The sequence below is a fragment of the Pseudomonas sp. AFG_SD02_1510_Pfu_092 genome, assembly GCF_003331055.1.
GTDB lineage: Bacteria > Pseudomonadota > Gammaproteobacteria > Pseudomonadales > Pseudomonadaceae > Aquipseudomonas.
This window is the reverse complement of sequence record NZ_PUQD01000027.1, coordinates 43,411-66,814: the sequence shown is the minus strand read 5'-3', so window position 1 is coordinate 66,814 and position 23,404 is coordinate 43,411. Positions and strand designations below refer to the sequence as shown.

Genomic DNA, 23,404 nt, shown 5'->3' with positions numbered 1-23,404 from the left:
TGGCCCGAAACAGATGTGGGAGCCGGCTTGCCGGCGATGCGCCGCGCGGGCGGCGCTCGATCTCACAGGCGCTGCAAATGTAATGGCGAGCACCTGTAAGCCACTCCACCTCACTCCACCTCACTCCACCCGAACCCGCCAGAAACGCCGCTGCCGGCGCATACTTTCAACCTCCCCCTGCGCGCCCAACAGCAACCGCAACGCCCCTTGCTCGGCCGTGTCATGCACCACCACCCCATGCCGCCGATAGCGCTCGACCACCTGCACATGCGGGTGCCCGAAGCTGTTGTTGCGTCCCCGTGAAATCAGTACCCCACGTGGCGCCGTGGCGCGCACGAACGCCTCGCTGGACGAACTGCGACTGCCATGATGCGGCGACTGCAGCCAGTCGATGCGGGGCAAATCGGTAGCTGCCAACCAGGCCGCTTCAGCCCCGGCTTCCATATCCCCGGCCAGCAACAACCGCTCGCCCTGCGCCTCGACCAGCAACACGCAGGAGCGATCGTTACTGCTACGCCCATCCGCCCAGCGCCACAAGGAAAAACGCACGCCGTCCCAGTCCCATTGCTCGCCACTGGCACAAGGCTGCAGTTGCACCTCATCCAGCGCTTCGCCGCCAATGACTCGCCCGACCGGCAGGCCGCGCAGAATGGCCGCAGCACCACCGGCATGGTCGGCGTGAGCATGGCTGACCAGCATCAGGTCGAGGCCGCTCACGCCCAGTTTGCGCAAGGTCGGCAGCACCACCCGCTCGCCCTGGTCGCTTTCGCCCCTGGCCGGCCCGGCGTCGTACAACAGGCTGTGCTGGCGGGTACGCAACAGCACCGCCAGGCCTTGGCCGACATCCAGCTGCCAGACCTCGACCTGCCCGAACGGTACCGCCTCGCGCGGTATCCACAGCGCCAGCAGCATCACCCCGCCCAACCCGCGCAGTGGCACGCCACGCGGCAACAGCACCAGCAGCGCACCCAGGCAGACCAGCAGCCAGGCCCACAGCGGCAGTGCTGGCGGCAGCCACGCCGGGCGCTGTTGCGCCAGCAGCGCCAAGCCACGGAACAGCACATCCAGCAAACCACCCGCCAGCCACAACAGCAGCTCCCCCGCCGCGCCCAGCGGCAGCAGCACGGTACCCAGCAAGGCCAACGGCAACACCGCCAGGCTGAGCCACGGCACGGCCACGAGGTTGGCCAGCGGGGCACTCAGGCTCACGGGCAGGCCGGTCGCCAGCAGCACCGGCAGCAAGCCGATGGCGATCACCCACTGCGCGCGCGTCCAGGCTTGCCACGGCCGCCAGCCCCCCAGGCGGGCACTGAAGCAATAGACAAGCGTGGCCACCGCCGCAAACGACAGCCAGAAACCGGGCAGCAGCGGCGCCAACGGCTCGACCAGCAACACCGCAACCAGCGCCAGCAGCAAAGGTACGAACGCCCCGAGATGACGAAAGCGCAGGCGCCAGAGCAGCACCACGGCCAGCATCAGGCAGGCCCGCTGGACCGGCACGCCAGCACCGGCGAGCCAGCCGTAGGCCAATGCTGCAGCCATGGCCAGGCCGCAGGCCCACGGTAACCACGGCAGCCGTGCCGGCCATAGCCCCCGGCGCGCCAGCCCGGCGACCAGGCCATACAGCAGGCCGGCGACCAGGCCGATGTGCTGCCCGGAAATTACCAGCAAGTGCACGGTGCCAGTGGCCTGCAAGGTCTGCCAGTCGTCCCGGGCCAGGCCGGCCCCGTCACCCAGAACAAGGGCGACCAGCGCCGCCTGGCGGCCATTGGCCTCGACTGCCAGCAAGCGCTGGCGCAGCGCATCGCGCCAGCCACCCGCGACGGGCGCCAGCAGCTGCCCGGCCTTGACCGTCCCGCTGGCGCCTACTCGTCGCGCCAGCAGTTGCGCCTCGCGATCAGGCCCATGCGGGTTGAGCAGCCCGCTCGGGCGCTGCAAGGTCACGGCCAGCCGCCACTGCTCGCCCGCGCGCAGCGTCGGGCCGTCGAACCAGCTCAGTTGCAGGCGTTGCGGCAGCTCGGCCCGCCTTGAGCGGGGGGCTTGCAGTTCGAAACGCACGCCTTGCGCCGTGCGGGTCGGCAAACCGACCACCCGCCCCTCCAGCCACAGGGTGCGGCCATCGAGCCCGGCAGCCAGGCGATCATCAAGGGCCTGCTGGGCAGACCAGCAAGCCCAACACAGCCCAAGCAGAAAACACCCCGGCAGCCGCCAACGGGTAAACAGGCTGAACACCGCGCAGGCGAACAGCACCAGCAGCCATCCGACAGATGGCAATACGGGAAGAAAACCCAGGCACAACAGCCCGAGCGCGAGCGCCAACATCCCTGTGCGCATGAGGTAGAGCTCCAGACGGCAGATAACCCCCTGAGGCATAGCGCAAATGCGCGCAGCGCTTGCTCAACAATTGTCACAAACTCTAAACGAGGCTGAACGGGAATCAGGGCATACTGCCAGGACCAACGCCCCGGGAGCCTACATGCCGCGCCGACTTTTCAAACGCTACATGCCGGATCCGACCAGCATTCGTGAACACAAGTCCTTACGCTTTTTCGGCAAACTGCTGCACGACCCGAACCTGTGGCACCTGAACCGGCACTCGGTGGCGCGGGCCATGGGGGTGGGCCTGTTTGCGGCCTTGATCCCGATGCCAGCGCAGATGCTGCTGGCCGCGGCGCTGGCCATTCCGCTGCGCGGCAACCTGCCGATCGCGGTCAGCCTGGTATGGCTGACCAACCCGCTGACCATGCCACCGGTGTTCTTCGTCACCTACATGACCGGCGCCTGGCTGCTGCAGGTACCGCCACGCACCCTGCCCGACGAACTGACCTTCCAGTGGATCACCGACCAGCTGTCGACGCTGTGGCAACCCTTCCTGCTCGGCTCGGTGGTATGCGGCGTGGTGTTGGGCATCGTCGGCTACTTCGCCACCATGCTCTACTGGCGCTGGTGGGTGGGCCGGCAGTGGCGCCGTCGCCAATGCCGGTGCAAGGCCTCAGGCACGCATGCCACGGCCGCTGACCAGCAGGCGAATGCACACCAGGTAGAGCACCGCAGTGGCGACCAGCATGAAGGTAATCGCCGTGCCAATGCTGATATCCGACACCCCTAGGATGCCGTAGCGGAACGAGTTGACCATGTGCAGCACCGGGTTGGCCAGCGACACGGTCTGCCAGAACGGCGGCAGCAGGTTGATCGAGTAGAACACCCCGCCCAGGTAGGTCAGCGGCGTCAACACGAAGGTCGGGATGATCGAGATGTCGTCGAAGTTGCGCGCGAACACCGCGTTGACGAAACCCAGCAGCGAGAAAATGGTGGCGGTCAGCAGCACCACGACCACGGTCACGCCCAGGTGGTGCACCTGCAGGTGAGTGAAGAACAGCGACAGGAAGGTCACGATCACCCCCACTGCCAGGCCGCGCAGCACGCCGCCCAGCACATAACCGACGAGAATCGTGTGCGGCGAGACCGGCGACACCATCAGCTCTTCGATCGAGCGCTGGAACTTGCTGCCGAAGAAGCTCGACACCACGTTGCCGTAGGAGTTGGTGATCACCGACATCATGATCAGCCCTGGCACGATGTACTCCATGTAGCTGAAGCCGCCCATGTCGCCGATCTGCCGGCCAATCAGGTTTCCGAAGATGACGAAGTACAAGACCATGGTGATCGCCGGCGGCAGCAGGGTTTGCGGCCAGATGCGCAAGAAGCGCCGCACTTCGCGGTAGACGATGGTGTTCAGGGCGACCCAGTTGGTGCGCAATTCGACACTCATACGGCCACCTTCGACAGGTTCTTTTCTACCAGGGACACGAACAGCTCCTCGAGTCGGTTGGTCTTGTTGCGCAGGCTCTGCACTTCGATGTTCTGCAGCGCCAGCTGGCCGAACAGTGCGGTGATGCCGATGTCCTTCTCGACTTGCACTTCAAGGGTGTGCGGGGTCAGCAGCCGGCACGGGTAGCCTTGCAATACCGGGGCGGTGGCCAGGTCCTGCCTGAGGTCGAGGACGAAGGTCTCGACATGCAGCTTGCCCAGCAGCTGGCGCATGCTGGTGTTCTCGACGATGGTACCGTGGTCGATGATGCCGATGTTGCGACACAGCTGCTCGGCCTCTTCGAGGTAGTGCGTGGTGAGAATGATGGTGATGCCCTTCTGGTTCAGCTCGGTGAGGAAGCTCCACATCGAACGGCGCAGCTCGATGTCCACGCCCGCAGTGGGCTCGTCGAGAATCAACAGACGTGGTTCGTGGATCAGCGCACGGGCGATCATCAAACGGCGCTTCATGCCGCCGGACAGTGAACGCGACGGCACATCGCGCTTGTCCCACAGGCCAAGCTGGGTCAGGTACTGCTCGGCGCGCTCCTTGGCCATCTTGGCCGGGATGCCGTAGTAGCCCGCCTGGGTCACGACGATATCGAAACACTTCTCGAACTGGTTGAAGTTGAACTCCTGCGGCACCACGCCCAGGCAGCGCTTGAGCGCCGCCGGCTCGCGGTCCAGGTCATGGCCGAACACATTGACCGTGCCGCTGGTCTTGTTCACCAGGGTGGAAAGAATGCCGATGGTGGTGGATTTGCCGGCGCCGTTGGGGCCGAGCAAAGCGAAGAAGTCGCCTTCGGCAACATCCAGGTCGATGCCCTTGAGGGCCTGGAAACCGTTGCCGTAGGTCTTGGTCAGCTGTCGGATGGACAGGGCGGAACTCATAGCGGGTCACTTACCGAAGAATAAGGTGCGGGACACGCCAGGGCAGACCACTGGCGCAGTGAGTGCGGCCATGGTGCAAGGCCAGGCCGCACAAGTACAGTCATGTGTATTGATAGTGACTATCGAAATAGCCGTGGTGTTCGATCAGGTCAACGCAGTCATCACCGCCGCCTGGTAGGCCGGGCGGGCTTTCAGGCGCGCGTACCAGGCCTCCAGGTGGTGCATGGCCGGGCGCTCGATGGGCATTTCGAACCAGGCGTAGATGAAGCTGCCCAGTGGGATATCACCCATGCCTATTTGGTCACCAGAAAGGTACGCCTGTTTGGCCAGGGTTTCGTCGGCGATGCTCAACAGCTGGGCGCACTGCTTGTGCGCGGCGTTGATCGCCACCCAGTCGCGTTGGTCTTCCGGAGTGCGCAGCAGGCCCCAGAACAACGGGCGGAATGGCGCAGCGAACGACGATGTGGCCCAGTCCATCCACTTGTCGGCCTGCGCGCGTTGGCGTGGGTCTGCCAGGTACCAGCCCTGCTCGGCGCCGTACTCGGCGCACAGGTAGCGGACGATGGTGTTGGACTCCCACAGGGTCAGGTCGCCGTCCTCCAGCATCGGCACCAGGCCATTGGGGTTGCGCGCACGGTAATGCGGCTCGTTGACCACGCCAAAGGCGCCGCCGGCGTCGATCGACTCGAAATCCAGGCCCAGTTCATGGGCGATCCACAGCGCCTTGCGCACATTGCTCGAGTTCTTGCGGCCCCAGATCTTCAGCATGGCAACGTCCTTATGAATGCGGAGGTGGCACAGTCTACTCCAGAGTTTTATCGCCTGTACCGGCCTCTTCGCGGGTGAACCCGCTCCCACAGGGATCGCACCACACCTGAGAGCGTTGCAGTACTTGTGGGAGCGGGTTCACCCGCGAAGAGGCCGGTACAGGTAAACACCGGACTGAAACTCCCGCAGCCATACCCTGTCACTGTTCTGACCCGGCCGTTCGCAGCGTAGCGTCTAAGCTGTCCGGGACGGCTCAAGCCCCCTGGTTCCAAGGAGGACCGATTATGTTGCTGTTGTGGTTGGTAGTGCTGGTGATCGGCGCGGCGTACCTCACGCACCGGCGCCTGGCGCCCTTGCAGATTCTCGGTGCCGTGGCAGCCTATATGCTGCTGATGGGTATCTTCAGCAGTGCCCCAGGCTGGCTGCTGACCCTGATCTGGATAGTGCTGGCACTGAAAATCGCCCTGGTGGCGCTGCCCGAATGGCGCCGCAAGGTATTCACCGGCCCGGTGTTCACGTGGTTCCAGCGCACCCTGCCGCCGATGTCGCAAACCGAACGCGAGGCAATTGATGCCGGCACCGTCTGGTGGGACGGCGAACTGTTCAGCGGCCGCCCCGACTGGCGCACCCTGCTCAGCTACCCGGCCCCGCAGTTGACCGAGGAAGAACAAGCCTTCATCGACGGCCCTACCGAAGAACTCTGCGCCATGGTCAGCGACTGGCAGATTGGCCAGGACCTCGACCTGCCGCCCGAAGCCTGGCGGCACATCAAGCAGAACGGCTTCTTCGCCCTGATCATTCCCAAGGAATACGGCGGCAAAGGCTTCTCCGCCTACGCCCATTCCCAGGTAGCGATGAAGCTTGCCACCCGCAGCGGCGACCTGGCTTCCACGGTGATGGTGCCAAACTCATTGGGCCCCGCAGAACTGTTGCTGCACTACGGCACCGACGAACAACGCAACCACTACCTGCCGCGCCTGGCGCGCGGCGAGGAAATCCCCTGCTTCGCCCTCACCGGCCCACTGGCCGGCTCCGATGCCGGCGCCATGCCCGACAGCGGTGTGGTCTGCAAGGGCCAATGGCAAGGCCAGGAAGTGATCGGCCTGCGCCTGAACTGGGAAAAGCGCTACATCACCCTCGGCCCGGTCGCTACCCTGCTGGGGCTGGCCTTCAAGGCCTACGACCCGGACCACCTGCTGGGCGAACAGGAAGAGTTGGGCATAAGCCTGGCGTTGATCCCCACCGACACCCCCGGTGTCGAGATTGGCAAACGCCACCTGCCGCTGGGCGCAGCGTTCATGAACGGCCCCAACAGCGGCAAGGATGTATTCGTACCGCTGGACTTCCTGATCGGCGGCCAGGCCATGCTCGGCAAGGGCTGGATGATGCTGATGAACTGCCTGTCGGTAGGCCGTTCGATCTCCTTGCCTGCCGTGGGCACTGGCGCCGCCAAGTACACCAGCCTGGTCACCGGCCAGTACGCCAGCATCCGCGAGCAGTTCAATGTGCCGCTGGCGGCCTTCGAAGGCATACAGGAATCGCTGGCGCGCATCGGCGGCAACGCCTGGCTGATGGACAGCGCGCGCCTGCTGACCGCCAAGGCCGTGGACCTGGGCGAGAAGCCTTCGGTGCTGTCGGCCATCCTCAAGTACCACCTGACCGAGCGCGGCCGCGAGTGCATCCAGCACGCCATGGACGTGCACGGTGGCAAGGCCATCATCATGGGCCCGAACAACTACCTGGGCCGCAACTGGCAAGGGGCACCGATCTTCATCACCGTCGAAGGCGCGAACATTCTGTCGCGCAACCTGATGATCTTCGGCCAGGGTGCCATCCGCTGCCACCCATTCGTGCTCAAGGAGATGGCCCTGGCAGGGCGCGAGGACCGCGACCAGGCGCTCCGCGAATTCGACGACCTGCTGATGCAGCACATCATGTTCGCCGCCGGTAACGCGGCGAGCACACTGGTGTTCAACCTCGGGCTGGGGCGCCTGGAAAACGTGCCGGGCGATGCCCTGAGCCAAGGCTACTTCCGCGCCCTCAACCGCCAGGCGGCTGCTTTTGCGTTGCTGGCCGACCTGTCGATGATGCTGCTGGGTGGGGCGCTCAAGCGCCGCGAACGCCTGAGCGCACGACTGGGTGATGTGCTGAGCTACCTGTACCTGTCCAGCGCCGCGCTCAAGCGCTATCACGACCTCGGCTCACCGGAGCATATGCAGCCGCTGTTGCGTTGGGCCATGGAAGAAAGCCTGGGCCAGGCGGAAAAAGCCCTCGACCGGCTGCTCGACAACTTCCCCAACCGGTTTGTAGGCTGCGCCTTGCGCGTGCTGGTGTTCCCCTTCGGCCGCCGCCATCGCGGGCCGAGCGATGAACTGGATGCCGAGGTGGCAGCGCTGATCGGGCGTGGCAAGGGTGACCCGACACTGGAGGAGCTTTTGGCGGGATGCTTCAGGCCACAAGGTGAAGACGATCCCGTAGCGGCACTGCAAAGGGCAAGGGATTTGCTGACTGAAACCGCGCCTCTGCAAAAGGTTTTGCATCAGGCCATCAAGGCAGCCCAGATACATCCAACTCACGAACAGTCGCCCATTGATGCAGCCGTTGAAGCGGGCCTGTTACAGCCGACAGAAGGCCAACGCTTGAAGGAAGCTGAACAGGCACGTCGGAAAGTCATCGATGTGGATGCGTTCGAAAAAGACCAGTTGCTTTCCGAGCCTGGTCGAATTCGCTGAGCATCTGCCTTGGGCGTTTCGCAACCGAGCCAACTGACGTGAGCGAAGCAGGGATACCGACAGAGCCGTCAAAAGGCTCTGCCGGTTTTCCAAGCTGTAACGTGGTTTCATTTCTGGAATAGCGCTACCGCCTGAGCAGGTGAGTAAAGCGGTATCGGGATGACAGTAAATGCCCAGTACAGCAGCCGATCGCTGGTTGTATCCCGCGCCCAGACAACAGTGAAAGGCGACGGACTGTTGGCGGCTGGGCTGAAGACTCCAGAGCTGGATACGCTTCCGTTCCCCGAAGCAATGACCCATTCGGTATCACGTTCCTCGACCTGCACGTCCTGCCCCTTGTCAGCGTCGTAATACCAGAACGTGAATCTGAGTTTGCCGCTCTCCAAGGATGCCCTGAAATAATGCGTTTGCGGTGCGTAGTAACTTGCAAATGTAGCGTAGGCGTTTTCACCACCTTGCGTGGCGTGGACCACATCCACCGTGAACCGTTTCGGAACGCTCGAAAGAACGGCAGCCGGGCGGTTGGTCTTGTTGTTCGCCTCCAGAGTGACTGCAGGTTCCAGTATCGCTGGAGGCTCGTAGTACCAGGCGCCGCCCTCTCGCTTCAACGCTCCTGCCTGCTCACCTTCAAGCACCCAGACCGCCGCGTCGGGGCCGGGGTGTAGCACGACGGCCTGTTTGCCAATGCCATTTGCGATCAGGCGCACCAAAGGGTCGAGAGACAGGGAAGCCTGTCGCAGCTGCGCGCTCACAGCGGGTGCGGATGCTTGCCTGGGGGAAAAGTATTCGGTGGTATACACCCCCAACTCTTTTACGAAACTGCCATCCTGCCTTTTCAGCTGGGGTGGCGGAAAGACCAGGGACGGGAGCCATTCCTCATCATAAGGGGCCTTACCCAAAAGCACTTCAGGCGCCGCCCATACAGCAAGGACAAATATAACGATATCCGCTACCCCCGCGTCAGTACGAGCATCTGCCAAGGGCACCCCCGCAACCACCACACCCGGGGTGAAATAGGCGATGTCCATTCCAGTCTCTTTATTGGCCGGCTGATAGACAACATTCAACTCACGCAACAGGTGGTTAGCGGGCGGCCCTACCGTATACAGTTCAATGCCTTTCTTGGCTTCATAACCACGTTTCATTTTCAGTAGTAGTGTGTCCTGCCCGGTAAATGAAAATTCCGGCATAGCTGTCCACACCAGCTGTACGCTGCCATCGCCTCGATAAGCGATGCTGCTGTCGAGCATGGAAGCCTTGATGGTCAGGACTTGACTTGCGTCGTATGCAACATCGCGGATTTCGCTCAGCCAGGCGGCACTGTTACCCGAATCCAGTACCAGGACGACCTCGCGCTGACTCAGCAGCCGTTTGCGCTGTGTTACAACCGTGTCGGACCACGTCATCTGCGGGTGACCAAATACAACCGATGACACTTTTCGTTCGGAGGGGCCAGACTGCCTGTCGAGCAAAAGTGTCTCACCCGGGAGATACTCATTATTTTCGCTGTAGCGCTTCCAGCAATCATTCAAGAGGCTGTACCACACCATCGTATAAGCGATTGGGACGCCTGCTTTGCCGTCGGAGTTCTCCGTGCTCACCATGTGATCTTCCGTGCAATCGAAGAGGAGACCAGTTGAACCTTGATTGCCGTTTTTCTCTACTGTCAAAAATGACAGGTAGCCGTTCCTGCAAACGGGCCAACAACTGTTCTCAATGCCGGCCGGTCGGTGTTCCTCGATGGGGTATACTCACGCTTTTAGCTAAACCGAGGACTGCGTCATGGCCACCCCCCACCTGGAATATCACCTGCAACTGCTGCAGCATCTGCGTACCATTCTGGTGGCGCTGGCCGAAGCCGAGCAGGTACCTGAGGAAAGCCATGCGCTGTTTCTTGAACGCTTCGACGAGCTGCTTCAGCAGCTGCCTCAGGATCCTCTGCATAGCCAATACCTGGGGCAGGATTTGATGTGCCAGGTGATCCAGCGCTACCCACAAATCGCTCATCTGGTGCCGCGCGATCTACTCTGGTTCTTTGGCGGCGATTGCCTGCACTTCATGCCCGATGAGGAACTGAACCTGTATCAACAGTTGGAAGAGCGCCGCTATGAAGCAGAACAGAACGGCGAACCCTTCGACTGGAATATGCACAAGCAGTTGATGGCTGCCTCGGGCCAGCCCCACTGATTGCGGTAGTACCCACCCAGCATCGCGTTCTCAACAGACTAAAACGACTTCCCTTACAGATACCCTTCTGCGTTCACCGATAGGCTTGCGCAATGCCGCCCCGGCGCCCACCACACTGGACGCCGGCTCGACATACACCAACAAGTCAATTCCCTATCTGGATCGCACAATGAAACGTACCCTTGCACTGTTCGCCTTGAGCCTCGGCTGCAGTTCAGCCATGGCCAACACTGGCATCATCAACTTCGAAGGCACCGTTAGTGCCGGCGGCACCTGCCCGATTGAACTCGTCAAGCCAGGCGGCCCAGGCATGCACAAAATCTACCTGGGTGATTTCAGGACTCAGGACTTCACCGCCATCGGCCAAAAAACCCCGATGGAAAGTTTTGCCCTGCGTGTTGACCCCACCACCTGCACCATCGCCGCTGGCGACAAGGCTACCGTCAAGTTCAGCGCCAACTATGGCAACGACCCTTCCGGTAAACTGTATGCACTGCAAAGCGGCGTCGGCTACAGCGAAGGCTTCGCACTGGCCATCTTCGACAAGAGCAACACTCAGCTCGACCCTGATGCAGCATCTGTCGAATACGACCTGAGCGACTCACTGCCGACCGACATGAACTTCACCACGCAGTTGCACACTACAGATTCCAAAGTGACTGAAGGCCAGATCGCCACCAGCGTGAACTTCCTGGTTGCCATTCCATAAAACCGCCACCTTACAAGCGCAGTTCGCTGCGCTTGTTTTATGCCCTTGACAGATCACCCACTTATGCCCACCTCATTACTGCGCAACCTGCTGCTGGTTGCTGCCGCTACCAGCGGCCTCATGCCTACCGCCCAGGCCGCCCTCACCATCAGCACCACCCGCATCATCCAGAGTAGCGACAAGCAAAGCAGTTCGATCATCGTCGCCAACCCCAGCACGCAGGCTTTTGCCGCTCAGAGCTGGGTCAACACCGACAGCGATGACAGCACCACCGCTGTGCCACTGATCGCCACACCCGCCTTGTTCAGGCTTGACCCTGGTAACCAACAGACGGTACAGATCAATCGCCTCCCCAATGACCTGCCAAAGGACAGGGAATCGTTGTTCTACTTCAATGTGCAGGAAATACCTCAAGCGCAGGACGAGCAAGCGAACGCCTTGACCATTGCATTGCGTACCCGGATCAAGCTGTTCTACCGCCCTGCCGAGTTGCAAGGCACTACCGAGGACGGCTTGAAAACCCTGCAATGGTCTGTGCGCCACGCCGACGGCAAGGCACAACTGGTCGTACACAACCCCTCGCCCTACCACTACATCTTCAAGCGCGTTCAGGTGGGCCACCTCAAAGGGCGTAAAAGCATCCAAGCCAACGAGATGGTTGCCCCGCAAAGTACGATGGCCTACGACTTGCCAACGCCGGCATCAGCCCCCGGCCTGCAGGTGTATTTCACGACAATCAACGATTACGGTGGCACGACGAGAGAAATGACGGCGCCGGTTTCTGGCACGTGAACTCAAGAAGTCAAGGTCGGGCTCAAGCGCGGGAAGTTCACAGGAGCCGCCTGCGCGGCAAACCTGACCTGAACATGCAGGGTAAATGGAGTGTCGAGTTTAAGCGTCGCCAGAAAAGATTTGAGCACTACGACGTCATTGACCACAACGATGCCTTCAGCCAGATGGCCGGGCTTGATCTCATAATCTTTCAGCACCTGAAAGGGCGCTGAATCCTGGCCACTCGGCAAAACGCCAGTCACCCAGATGTCGACCAGCTGCCCTTCAGCCATCAAAGGCCAGGTCCCCAGCGTTACAGGAACACGTTCTGGCGCCTGGGACAGCCGCAGCTTGCCGCTGGCGACCCCGACCAAGTTGACCGTGGGCAAGCCCTTGCTCAGCTGCGAAATGAACAGTTCAACTGCTGGCGATGGGTAATCATGACGCTTGTCACCCGATGCCACGAAGTTCACCTTAAGGGTGGTTGCCCCCTGGGCTGCGATATATTTCTCCGGAATCTCGAATTCCCGTTCGCGCCCTTGATAGCCAGTCGTGGCAGAGAAATAGCCAGGGTCGCCGGGGTCCCCCCACTCCACCCGCAATGCTTCGTCCGGATAGATCACAGCCTCATCCGGCACCTCAACCAGCAACGGCAAGCGCAGGTCATTCAGCGCAAGGCGCAGCTGCCCGTCCGCTCCGGTAGCCTGAGGGATGCTCGGCATCGGGAAGGTTCGCACTCCAGCCGATACCGCCACCTTCAAGGGTTTTGAAAACGCGCTTAGGTTCCCTGCCCGATCCCTGATTGCATAGTACACATAGCGGTCGCCGTCGCCGCGCTGCAGAATCAGTTCGCTGTCAAAATCGATGTAGAACGGGCCACCAATGTCAGCGAAAGCAATCTCGTACTCCCCGGCCCACGTCTCGGCAAACGGCTCGGCATCCCAGTAGTAAACGATCGTGTCACCCGCCACTGGCTTCGTATAGCTTGGCACCTCGGTTCGCAGGCGCTGGTCATGGTTTCTGAGATAGCGCTCGGTCAGGCCGTCACGCTCGATTTCATCCGGGTCCTCCACTACTGTCAGCATGCCCTGTGCCCCACCCAACGAGGGCGGTGAAAGGTCAATCAACAATGGCAACAGCTCGGACTCGCTCGGATCGCCAACTGAGTTGATCACTTGGTAACGGAGTGCATGGGGCCCGTCCAGGAGTTTATCCACTGCAACGCTCAGTTGCAGATCCTTGGGCAGAACCGGAGCTTCCCAAGCAATATCGGCTACAAGGGCATCATCCCAGAAAAGTTTGAGGTACTCCGGCTCGCCGGGTCGAGGATCGGAAACAGGCCACATGGGTACCACTACATCCAGGGGTTGCTCGACTGCACTGGCCGGCACAAGGTTCTTGTCGCCGCCTGGAATGTCATCCAGTAGCGCAGGCACCTTCACGGCATCCAGCAACACGCTACGGCCCGCACGTTTGCGACTCATAGTTTTCACTCTCCGGCAATGGAGGCTTTAGCAGCCTCCACGCATAGCGTTTACCAGCTATAGCGCACGCCCAGGTTCACACCCCAGGGTTGGTCAACGTGCTCGCCACGGCTGTGATCGAGGTCGAGGTGCATTTGCAGGCGCTCTGCCACCGCCACCGCAAGGCCCGCACCAAGCTCCAGCCGCGAGCCCGAAAGGTCATTGGAAAAACGATTCTGGTTGACCTTTACATCGTTGTTGTTGATGAACTCGTGAACATAGGCTGCGCGCAGATAGGGCTGGATGACACGTCCGTTCTGCACTTCGAAGTTACGGCCGAACGTTGCCCCTGCCTTGCCCATCACAGAGCGCACCGCGTCCCCCTCGGCCTGCAGGCTGTTATCCAAGTGATAATCCTTGCCCTGAATGTATGCAGTAGACCACTGGGTGAATGGCTCGACGAAGTACCCTTGCTCCAGCTGAATATGCCGGCCGAATTCGGCCGACAGGCCGATGCCATGGTTGTCGTAGTGCCCTTTGGCCCGAGTATCATCACTCAGCGCAACCTTTGAATCGCTGTCGAAGCGGTTGAACTTCACAACCCCATCGAAGTAGTAGCCGCTGGCACGATCGAGCCAGGTCGTGTAAAGCCCCAGGTAGTAGCTGTCGACTTCGCCACTGGTGCCGCCGCTCAGGTCCAGGTCCGAGCGACTATGACCGGCCAGCACACCCAGCAACCACTGGCCATCCCCCACCGGCAGCGGCGCGTCCGCCCCCAGGGAAAACCCCTGCTGGGTTTGCTTGTAGGCAACTCCGGAACTGGCGGCCACGTCATACTTATTGCCGTATGTCCGCATCCAGCCACCGGCCTTGCCGTCATCCAGACGCAGTTCCCCCATACGGCTGCGCAGCGAAGTCAGTTCGCCATACCAGACGGTGGGTGCTGCATTGAACAATGCCAATACAGAGCGTGTACCAGGGCTGATGATCTTGCGTGAGCCATCCAGGTACCAGTCGTTGCCACGCTGCATCAGCTCGTAGGAAAACGCCCCAAGGTCCACCGGCCCGTTTACCAGCGAGAACGAGGCGTCCCCACCTCCGGTATGCACCACGTGAAGCTGGCCTTCCTGATTTGGCTCCGCCCCGCTACTGCCAATCAACAAACCGTGGTTGCCGCTGGCTTTGCCGGTGATATCGAGAAAATCGGTTTGCCCGGTGGCGAAATCGGCATCCATGACGAAGGTACCGTTACCCGACAAGCTGTCCAGCGTCAGGCGATGGTAGGCCGTGGGCTCGCCAAACTGCACCGTGCCGCCATCGAGGGTCAAATCACCCACGCTGGCATCACCGACCATGGTCCAGCGCGATTGATTACCGATGGTCAACTTGCCGACATTGTCCAGTTGCCCGATAAGCGTGGCTTGCTTGTCGAGCGTAACGGCGGCGTTGGAGCCCTGCTCAGCCCAGATGTTGCCCTCCAGATGGCTGTTCTCGACGATCAGTTCGGCAGTTGACGCATTGCGCACTTCAAGCAGGTTGCCGTTGCTGCCACTCAGTTGCGCTCCGTTGCTGACCGTGATCGTTGCCGCTGCCGCGCCTGGCCGGCCGCCTGCTACCACAATGGCAGCGCCGTCCTGGCCGACCACCTGCGAACCGTCCAGTTCGATCCGAGCCTGGCCCGCAGTGCCATCGGCATTGACCAGAATCCCCTCTTGCGCACCGATGATCTGGCTGCCTTGTGCTTCGAGCAAACCATTGAACATACGCACACCGGCACTGCCCGGGCCGGTACCCTGCACCGTGCTGCCACGCAGGTGTAACTCAGAAGTGCTTGCAACGGTAGCGCCGCCATTCTTGCCGGTCACTGTACTGCCGCTGAGCCAGGCTGCCGAACCGCCTGCACTGCTCCGGGCCAGGACGATGCCGCGATCGTCGCTGGTAATGGTGCTGCCGTTGATAATGGCTTTCGCACTGCCCTCCATCAGCACCCCATCGTCAGCCGCAACGATCGAACTGCCGTTGAATTCAAGCGCGCCTCCCTCGCGCAAATGAATCTGCTGAGTAGCCGCACCATTAGCGGTCAGTGTTGCGCTACCCACAACCTGGTAGCTGACCAGTGGATTGGAACCATCAATGACCGTGTCTCGCTCGATAATTTGTTGAGCGGCCAAAAGATCGCCGCCGTAAACCCCCAAGGGCAAGGTCGTTACGCAATACACCAGGCCACGGCAAAACTTACGCTGAAATAACGTGGTCTTCATATTAAGCTCTCATCTAATACAAGGTCAGGCGCCGCCTTGGTGAAGGCTAATCACGCAAGCGCGTACCCGTAGCGAGCAAGCTACAAGGAAAAAAGCTACCCTTATGTAGGATTAATCCTACAAATATCCGCGAATATCCTGACACTGCGCCTGACTCTCTATCACAGAGTCGACTATCGAAAATATTCCTCAGCCGTTGGGATCGCATACGCCTGACGCCGGAATGAAAGCAAGCGTAACCTTGCCGTCATCGGAGGCTACATCCCCCTTCGCCGTCTTAAGTGTGTACTTGACGTTTGCTCTGGAGCGCGTGTAAAGCGGATCGTCGCTGCCATCGTAAGTGGGAAGAACATTATCTTCATAAGGCACACGCCAGGTAAAACCGGTAACAGGATGCTCACTGTCCAGCGTGATCGTTTCTTCAAGCGTTACTTCTTCAATGATGTCGAAACCTTGATCATCACTACGCCCGCGATATACCCACCACCGGATAACAACTTCGCTGAACGTACTGTATTGCTGATATTCAGTAAGGTCTGGAATCAGCACCTCGACTGCGGGCCCATCCGGATGCGCTGCTGTTGCCCGAATACTGGCACAGGTGACGAAACCATTGACCAGGTGAGCAAACGTTGCTTCTACCGGAGTAATGGTAATGGCGTCAACGTTGACCGAGGTGATGGCAGATCGCACCGGGTTGTGCACGCCAGCCCGCCTGGCCTCATAGTCCACAGGCACAGCCGGGGCGTTGCCGGCTTCGTGGATAATGCCCCAAGGTACTTCCAGGCCAATTTCATCACCTGGTTTATCGGTATTGTCTACGGTGTAATTTACCGCTTCTTTACCTGCCCAATAGAAGGTCAGTTCATCACCCTCCTCGGCAAAACTGTACAGCTCAAACGTCAGATCCGCAGGCGAATTTGCATCAGTGCCATCCAGCTCATTGGTTTTGCCGCTCACCCGGCCGGTGATAACGGCCGCTTTCAAACCAGGATGAATAGGCAGCGGCCAGGTAGGGTCAGGACCGGCAGGATCCAGCGTTTCAAAATCGACTTTGATAGTCGTATCCGCTCCGCCCATCGGATGGGTCCCGCGCCGCAAGGTATAAGAGACATCGGTTTCCACCGCGCCTGGGCCGTTGCCATACTCTGCCAGCATTACCTCATTGGGCACTCGAACCCGGATGTAATCACCCGGAGCGGAGCCGACCATTTCGGGTGATAAAGGCGAGTTACCCCATTGCACGACGACCCAATCGCTTGCTTTCATGCCGTCATAGAGAGGGACCCAGACCTCAACACCTGCGTAGGCGTCAGCCTGGTCGATCAGGTACCCGTCTCCTGCCGTGGCAAGCGGCACGACAGGATCGTCGAAAACAGTGGGAAGCGTGCCAAGCGCCACGGCAACGCTCGTATATACAGACATCTCACTGACATTGCCTGCCTTGTCAACCAGTACGTAGATGACGAACACGCCGCCGTCACCCACCGCACGAATAGCATCTCCGGGAACTTCCACTGGCTGATCATTTCCGGTGGTCGCCACTGTCGTGACCGGTGGGTCCAAGTCGCCAAAATCGTCGGGAAGTTTATTCATCCAGTACACAAAAACGCTATCCCCCGCCTCCCAGTTCGAATAGCCTGGTAACGTCAGAGTGGCTTTGTCACCGGCGGCAGCCAAGGACGCATCGGTCACCGCCGCGATGTCCGATAACTTAGTAGGAGGGGCGTGATCGTAAGGCGGTGTACGATCAAAAATCAGAGGCAGCGGAGCAGAGGTCGAAACATCTTCAACGTCGTTCTCGATCCAGGTTCTGAAATAGTTGGCCCCCTCCAACTTCATCTGATCCTTGTTCTTATCGAGCGTAATGGGGTAAGGCGTAGGAATGGGAGTATCATAGAACGCTACAATTTCTTCATGAAGCACTGTCCAGACCACACCATCACGCGAGTGCTCAATACGCAGCTTGTCCCTTTCAGAGAATAGCCATGACGGCACACTCAAAATGAAATCGGGCCCATCGCTTTTCAAGTACTTGCTGAACACCAGCCCCCTCGCTGTATCTGCCAGGAGAGCCGCGTCTATTTGCAAGTCTGCCAAACCTGAATTAGCGTTGCGCGAACGATGCATCTGCCAGGCCGTGACCAAGCGCCGATAAGCTTGACGAACACGTTCAGATGCAGTTTTTTCCAGACTGGGGCGACTCATGATGTTCCCTCTTAATTCAGCGGACGGAAAACTGTTCAGCAAGATTTAAAGCGCTACGCCAATCCATGACAACTGGCATTTTTATCAGGTGCGAAGGGACTGAAATCCTGCATGCCGCCATGAAAAAAGGGGCTGCAATGCAGCCCCTTGTCACTTTTTTTTCAAACACGTGGCGCTGTATGGCCTGGCTCACCATCATCGTCGCAATTGCATATCCAAGGCGGTCCAGCCGCCGCACACCCACGCCGGGGCGGTTGGCAAAAGCTATTGCAGTTTGAGTTCCAGGTAGTTGCGCGCGTCTACCAGACCGGAAAACAACAGCCTCAACGGGTGCTTGTTGCCGTAGTTGTCAGTCACGGTGAATTTAACGGAGCTATTCAGTACCTCACGGTATTTGGTCGTTCCATGATCGTCCCAGAAGGGAAGCTTTGAGGTGCGGTCCAATGTCACCAGTACCGCCCCGGCGGTTACCTCCTCCTGGCCTTTAAAGGCATAGTCAAGCTCGGAATAATTCACGCTATCCTCTTGGGCCAACAGTTGCAGTTCCGCTTGATAGTTCACGCCTGGCGGTATCTCCGTCGCCTCCTCGGGCCGACGAGGTTTGAAGGCGAGCCCGGTATAGCTGGCAAAGGTCTCATCAAGTTGCTCGGACTCCCACATGACCATCGACATGGAGTCGAACACCACATCAGCGAAACTGATACCGTTACCGGACAACTCCCAGTAATCGGTGGTCGAGTGCCAATAGTTGTAGCGATCGCCCTCGTAATCCTCACCGCCTTGATTCGCTACGCGCTTGCCCTGTTCCGGCCATTTGAAATAATCCAGGCTTTTCAGCGGCAGTTGCACACCTTCCAGCTGGATTTCACCTTTGACGTCGTCATCATCCACCGAACTATGCCAGCCTCGATTATGGTCTTGGAACATGGCTCTGAAATTCGCTATTTCCGCTTCCCGTGAGTGCACATAGACAGTGACTGTACGTTTGCCATCCGCCTCACTGGACAAGGGCTCCGCTTCTGCGGTTTGGCCGGTGGGGTAATAGTCAAACATAGCGTGGCGCCGCTTGCTGACCATCCAGGTATGTTCGCTACCTTCCGGAATACCTAACTCGTCCCCTGTCAAATAAGGAACGGGATTGTTTATCTCGTCAGTGAGCACCAAGGTACTCAGTTCAAGATCACTGACCGGGTCCCACACCTCTTCACCGTTCGAATCCTTGAAGCTATGGGTGGCAATCACGATGTCTACGCCGACCTGCTGAAATCCATTGGCAAACACCTGATTTCGCGCCTGGTTATTTCGCTTCAAGCTGAATTCCTTGAGGGTTTTCCACCGTTCCTCCTGCGCCATGGCCGCCGCAGGCGCAGGGGTATGGTGCTCGACGACCACCGCCCCGGCAAAGCGCTCAGCACGTGCCACAACGACACTGACTTCTTCGTTGGTTTGTGCCGGCGCTGTGTACATTCCCGTTGCAGAATCAATCGCGCCGGGGCCAAATACTTCCCAGACAGCCTGTTCTCCATTCGTCAGGTTGAACTGCTGGGAAGCGCCTGGTGACAGGCGTGGAGGCGGGAACGGTTCGACCTGCAAATTGGGGCCCACCCCAAACAACACGATGGTGGCATGACCAGTCTTGTTACCATCACTCACTTCGATCCGCTGCAACCGGACGAAAGGGGTATTCTGAGGCGTAGGGGTAAACGTCGCCCGACGAGGGTCTTCTGGATCAGGCCTGATGTCCCCCATGCGCTCACCCAGCAGCTTCCACGTAAGCGCGCTGCTACCCGATGCGCGCAGGGCAACGTCGGCATAGCCTCGAAACCAGGTAACCACACGCGGCGATACTGTCAGCGGCTCCGCAGATTCGATTACCAATGCTGCACGCAATTGCGCATCAGCGGCCTGCGACGCCTTTGCCGTCACCACAGTGACGCGCTGTGCGCTGCCAGACGCTTCAATCGACCTGGCGTGGTAGCTTCCTTGCTCGGAAATGCTGCCTGCTGATCGGGGGCTGTTGACACCCCGAGCCTGCCAGTCATACACCCGGGCCCCATTGGAAGAAAACGCAACACTCTCACCTGCGGCAATACTACTGATGCCAGGGGAAAGCCAAGCCATGCTGGCACTTGCCTCGAGTTCCCCAAAACAGATCAGGTCGTGAGGTTGATGCTCGTCGTCGATGGCGATGGTGGCGCCACCAGGCATAACCAGTTGCGGCAATAGGCTGCGAGCGGGCTCTGCCCGAATCTGCGCTCTCAACCTGCCAATCAACAGGGCTGCACCGGTATTCTCAGCAATGCTGTCAACCTTGCGTGGCAATAGGTAGGGCATCGCCCCCGGGATAAATCCAGCGTTGCCACTACCGGCCAATTGCATGAACAGCAGTACGGCACCATCAGCTTCAGGCACACTGCCAGTGCCAGCGCCGTCCGGCGCGCGCTGAGAAATAAGGGTGACATCTATCGCGGTTAAGGCTTCGCTGCCAATCGGAGCAATGGTCATGAAGTAAAAAGGCTGAGCGAAAGCCGGCCGACTCAGCAACTGCTCCAGCATGAACTGCCCCATACGCTCTGCCGATCCCTGACCAAGGGCGCAGGTAGGCGCTGTTGCATTGCGCAGATCAAGCGCCAACTGCAATTGCCTGCTTGCCGCCCCTTCGGCAGGCATCACGATCAAATCGACCATGAACTCAAGCTGGTTGCCAAGCCCTGGTGCAAGCTGATGGCTTCTACGCAAGTAATGTGGCTCACCGGGGAACATCGACCAGCTCGTGCAACGCCCGGCAATCAGCTCCATATGCACACGTACCCTGGCGGAATGGCCTGAGGCGTGCTCGAATGACAGGGAGGGCGGACCAAACACCAGCTCATCGAATGCCACCCGCTCAGTTCTGGACTCATCTACGAAGTAGGTTTCAGTGATGGGTTGAATAAAATCCGTCTGGCTCAAGCGTTCAAGAAATTTGGCCTGAAGCAGCGCGTTGACCGTATCACGCCCAAGTGCCATGATTGCGCCCCAGTCATAAACGGCTGACCCTTTACCTAGTGCTTCGAGTAACATCGCTTTTGTGTTGACATTCATAGCTGGATCTCCTTGGCGGAGTTGGGGGCAAGCGCAATAGCGCGCTTTGGATCTGCGGACAGCACCAGAACCTTGTATCCCCAAATTGCGATACGCTCCGCAGGCGTCTCGCGACCTGCCACGATGATATAAGGCCCCTCGTCAGCAGCGGGTTGATAAATCCCGGTTTGTGGATCGACAGTGCTTTTGCCCAAAAGTACTTTCCACTTGGTCTCTTCAGGCTTGAGTTGTTCTTCTTCTCCGGTTTCCGCGTTGTCATACACGATCGCCAACTGCAAGCCGCCGTTCGATGTCGTTGTAGATTTGACTCTTGCGCTGGCGGTCGTCCAGGGAATGATGACATCTATCCACTGAGTCAACCCACCTGCCGAAACTTGTACCCTGTCGAGATGAACAAGCGCCTCCACTTCACCGGCTTGCCCCGGCTCTTTTTCCGGAGAGACATAAATTCGAACATTCTTGTCCGTTGGAATATCCAGGTCGCTGTCATCGTCCACAGGTAGACGTTGACTGCCCTTGCTGCCACTGTCCATGGACCAGACCAATTCATTCTTGATATCACCGCCCACCAACACATAGCGTGGGGCGGGTTTGTCGGGGCTTTTAAACTGGGCGATCAAGAAGTAGGGGTATATAGAAACGCTGTTCGGCACAACGGTAATAAGTGCGCTGCTCGTGCTTCCCGAAGCAGTAGCCGTAGCAATTACACGTTTGTAGGTACCGCTAATTGATTCGGCAGCAGGCGGGGTATAGACACCATTAACGATAGTACCTGCTCCGACTGTTTCGCCTTCCAGCGTCTTGACCTGCCAGTCCACCGCCCCACTCGGGGCAGGGTTGAGCTTGAGTGTTACCGTACTATCCTGGCCGGTACTGACAACACTCTCCAGCGGCTCGATGGCAAACGTGGTCAATTTCGGCGACAGATCGCCCAATAGCGAAAGATCGCCGGGTAACAACAGGGTTCGTGGCGTGGCGACATTCGCACCACGAAACAGCAAGCCATTAAGACGCAGCAAATTGAATGGGATTTTCGTTTCGGCAAGCGAATCGAACTGGCGTAAAAGTTTGTCCGTCGCCTCTCGAACCCGCACCATCACGTAATCTTCAGCTGCCTCTTTTGTGTAGCCGTTATATTTATCCCATTCCGACCCCCAAAACTCAGTGGTGTAGCTCGCCGTGACGGGATCTGCGACAACATCTATCTCTCCCAGCCTGGAGGCGTCTGTAGCCAATTTGAACTGTAAGCCACCTTCCATCTTTGCCGTGATGAGACCCTTTGGACGCATCACTGTAATTCCATCCCATTCCAAAAATTTAACCACATAACCTTTTTCATCGGTTCGAGCCGACAGTTCGATCGTTAGCGAATCCCCTTGATGCTGTACCCTGAGCTCACCATAAAGCGTCAAGTCGGGCCATTTAAATTCATGAATATTGAACAACCAATAATGCCGAACGGTGGTATCCGTATCCCCCTTGACAAACACCTCAAAAGTCGCCGTCACCTCCCCATAGAATCCGTAATGGTTACGTTCTATCTTCAGATTCTGCAGCCCTGTGAACTTCCCAATCAACGCAAACAATACGTCTTTTAACCAAACCTCATTACTATAAATAAGGTTCATCGAGTACTGTTGCTCACCCTCATTAGCGGGACTTGGCAACAGATACGGCATGGCTGAATCCTGCCCAGGAAAGCCCCCACCGATCTTTCCATCGAACGCAACCCCTACGATAACGGCCCCCTCTTCGTTTTCATCCTGAGTGGCATTGGTAATCTGTTGCGCCTTGGCAAAGGAATGGGTGCGCACTTCAAAGGCAGTGGGATTCAACTGCCCATCTATCGGCTTTAGAACATTGAGCTCCCACACCCTGTCTTCTTCAGCCCAGCCCTGAAACTGCTTTGAAATCGCCTCACCCAGCTTTTCATTCAAACCGTTCCACGATGAAACTTCGAACGTGTAACTTGCCCCCTTGGCAAGGTCAAATGTCACACGTCCTTCTTCGCTGACATTACCTTGGTTGCTTTCGTTGAGGAATACATCCATGCGCACCGTTGGTGCAGTTAGCAGGTCGAGCTGCGAGTAGCTCACGAGCTCATCCTGATCGCTGCCGGGCTGTCGGCGCACTTGTGTAATGAGGCCGCCAATAACATTCATACTCAAGCGGGCTCGGGAAGCGCCCAGGCTGGAATTCGCGAAGGACAGTCGCGGCCTGTCCAACTGAAGGTTGCTCACCGTCGTCGTCAGCCCATCGACCTCTTCAACAAAATTGACGGGTGGTATCCACTGCCCGAGGTCCAGATTCTCGATATGTTCCTGAGCCAGCAGCCGGTTGGTTTTGAAACGATCATAAACCAACAATACCCCCCAGCCATAAGTCCGCGGCCCACCCTTCATGTAAAGTTTATACTGATCCAGTGTTGGCCTAGGCATAACACAACTCCTCAATAATTCCAGAAAACGCCAAGTTCAGGCGCATAATCAATGCTTTCGGTATTGACCATCGGCTCATCAG

The 23,404-nt window shown here is 59.0% G+C and carries 14 protein-coding genes and 1 pseudogene; 5 read left to right on the top strand and 10 right to left on the bottom strand.

The window, feature by feature from the left end; all coding sequences use genetic code 11:
• Positions 1 to 120: 120 nt before the first annotated feature.
• A complete protein-coding gene (locus tag C6A77_RS13720) occupies positions 121 to 2,334 on the bottom strand; it encodes a DNA internalization-related competence protein ComEC/Rec2 (protein ID WP_114169947.1) in 2,214 nt (737 codons plus the stop codon).
• 142 nt (positions 2,335 to 2,476) lie between these two features.
• Between C6A77_RS13720 and C6A77_RS13715 the strand changes: the two are divergent.
• Positions 2,477 to 2,983 (top strand): annotated as a pseudogene (locus C6A77_RS13715) (DUF2062 domain-containing protein); the annotation flags it as partial.
• A gap of 9 nt (positions 2,984 to 2,992) precedes the next feature.
• Here the strand turns inward: C6A77_RS13715 and C6A77_RS13710 are convergent.
• The 3 genes from C6A77_RS13710 to C6A77_RS13700 form a co-directional block, all read right to left on the bottom strand.
• The gene (locus C6A77_RS13710) at positions 2,993 to 3,772 is read right to left on the bottom strand and encodes an ABC transporter permease (RefSeq protein WP_114169946.1); all 780 of its coding nucleotides are present in this window, start codon (positions 3,770 to 3,772) and stop codon (positions 2,993 to 2,995) included.
• Positions 3,769 to 4,701 (bottom strand): ABC transporter ATP-binding protein, encoded by a 933-nt coding sequence (locus C6A77_RS13705; RefSeq protein ID WP_114169945.1) that lies wholly within the window; start codon positions 4,699 to 4,701, stop codon positions 3,769 to 3,771. Before C6A77_RS13705 ends, C6A77_RS13710 begins: the two co-directional genes overlap by 4 nt.
• A 144-nt stretch (positions 4,702 to 4,845) precedes the next feature.
• Positions 4,846 to 5,469 carry a glutathione S-transferase gene (locus C6A77_RS13700; RefSeq protein ID WP_114169944.1) on the bottom strand — a complete coding sequence of 208 codons (624 nt, stop codon included), beginning with the start codon at positions 5,467 to 5,469 and terminating at the stop codon, positions 4,846 to 4,848.
• A gap of 284 nt (positions 5,470 to 5,753) precedes the next feature.
• Between C6A77_RS13700 and C6A77_RS13695 the strand changes: the two genes are divergently transcribed.
• Entirely contained in the window at positions 5,754 to 8,201 is a 2,448-nt protein-coding gene (locus C6A77_RS13695) for an acyl-CoA dehydrogenase (RefSeq protein WP_114169943.1), read from the top strand.
• Between the two features lie 107 nt (positions 8,202 to 8,308).
• Here C6A77_RS13695 and C6A77_RS13690 read toward each other — a convergent pair whose 3' ends face one another.
• Complete coding sequence (locus tag C6A77_RS13690) at positions 8,309 to 9,805, bottom strand: hypothetical protein (protein WP_114169942.1); 1,497 nt, start codon at positions 9,803 to 9,805, stop codon at positions 8,309 to 8,311.
• Between the two features lie 178 nt (positions 9,806 to 9,983).
• On the opposite strand from C6A77_RS13690, the gene C6A77_RS13685 reads away from it, so the two are divergent.
• From C6A77_RS13685 to C6A77_RS13675, 3 genes are all read left to right on the top strand, one after another.
• The gene (locus C6A77_RS13685) at positions 9,984 to 10,388 is read left to right on the top strand and encodes a PA2817 family protein (RefSeq protein WP_114169941.1); all 405 of its coding nucleotides are present in this window, start codon (positions 9,984 to 9,986) and stop codon (positions 10,386 to 10,388) included.
• Positions 10,389 to 10,557: 169 nt separating this feature from the next.
• Positions 10,558 to 11,097 (top strand): fimbrial protein, encoded by a 540-nt coding sequence (locus C6A77_RS13680; protein WP_114169940.1) that lies wholly within the window; start codon positions 10,558 to 10,560, stop codon positions 11,095 to 11,097.
• Positions 11,098 to 11,160: 63 nt separating this feature from the next.
• Positions 11,161 to 11,889, top strand: a complete 729-nt coding sequence (locus C6A77_RS13675; RefSeq protein ID WP_114169939.1) for a molecular chaperone — start codon at positions 11,161 to 11,163, stop codon at positions 11,887 to 11,889.
• Between the two features lie 2 nt (positions 11,890 to 11,891).
• On the opposite strand, the gene C6A77_RS13670 is transcribed toward C6A77_RS13675, so the two are convergent.
• The 5 genes from C6A77_RS13670 to C6A77_RS13645 form a co-directional block, all read right to left on the bottom strand.
• Positions 11,892 to 13,352, bottom strand: coding sequence for a hypothetical protein (locus C6A77_RS13670; protein ID WP_133295887.1), 1,461 nt, complete (start codon positions 13,350 to 13,352; stop codon positions 11,892 to 11,894).
• 50 nt (positions 13,353 to 13,402) lie between these two features.
• Positions 13,403 to 15,592, bottom strand: coding sequence for an autotransporter outer membrane beta-barrel domain-containing protein (locus tag C6A77_RS13660; RefSeq protein ID WP_114169936.1), 2,190 nt, complete (start codon positions 15,590 to 15,592; stop codon positions 13,403 to 13,405).
• 189 nt (positions 15,593 to 15,781) lie between these two features.
• Positions 15,782 to 17,800, bottom strand: coding sequence for a hypothetical protein (locus C6A77_RS13655; protein ID WP_133295886.1), 2,019 nt, complete (start codon positions 17,798 to 17,800; stop codon positions 15,782 to 15,784).
• A 264-nt stretch (positions 17,801 to 18,064) separates the two neighbouring features.
• The gene (locus tag C6A77_RS13650; protein ID WP_114169934.1) at positions 18,065 to 20,884 is read right to left on the bottom strand and encodes a hypothetical protein; all 2,820 of its coding nucleotides are present in this window, start codon (positions 20,882 to 20,884) and stop codon (positions 18,065 to 18,067) included.
• Positions 20,881 to 23,322 carry a hypothetical protein gene (locus C6A77_RS13645; RefSeq protein ID WP_114169933.1) on the bottom strand — a complete coding sequence of 814 codons (2,442 nt, stop codon included), beginning with the start codon at positions 23,320 to 23,322 and terminating at the stop codon, positions 20,881 to 20,883. The genes C6A77_RS13650 and C6A77_RS13645 overlap by 4 nt, the downstream gene beginning before the upstream one ends.
• Positions 23,323 to 23,404: the final 82 nt, after the last annotated feature.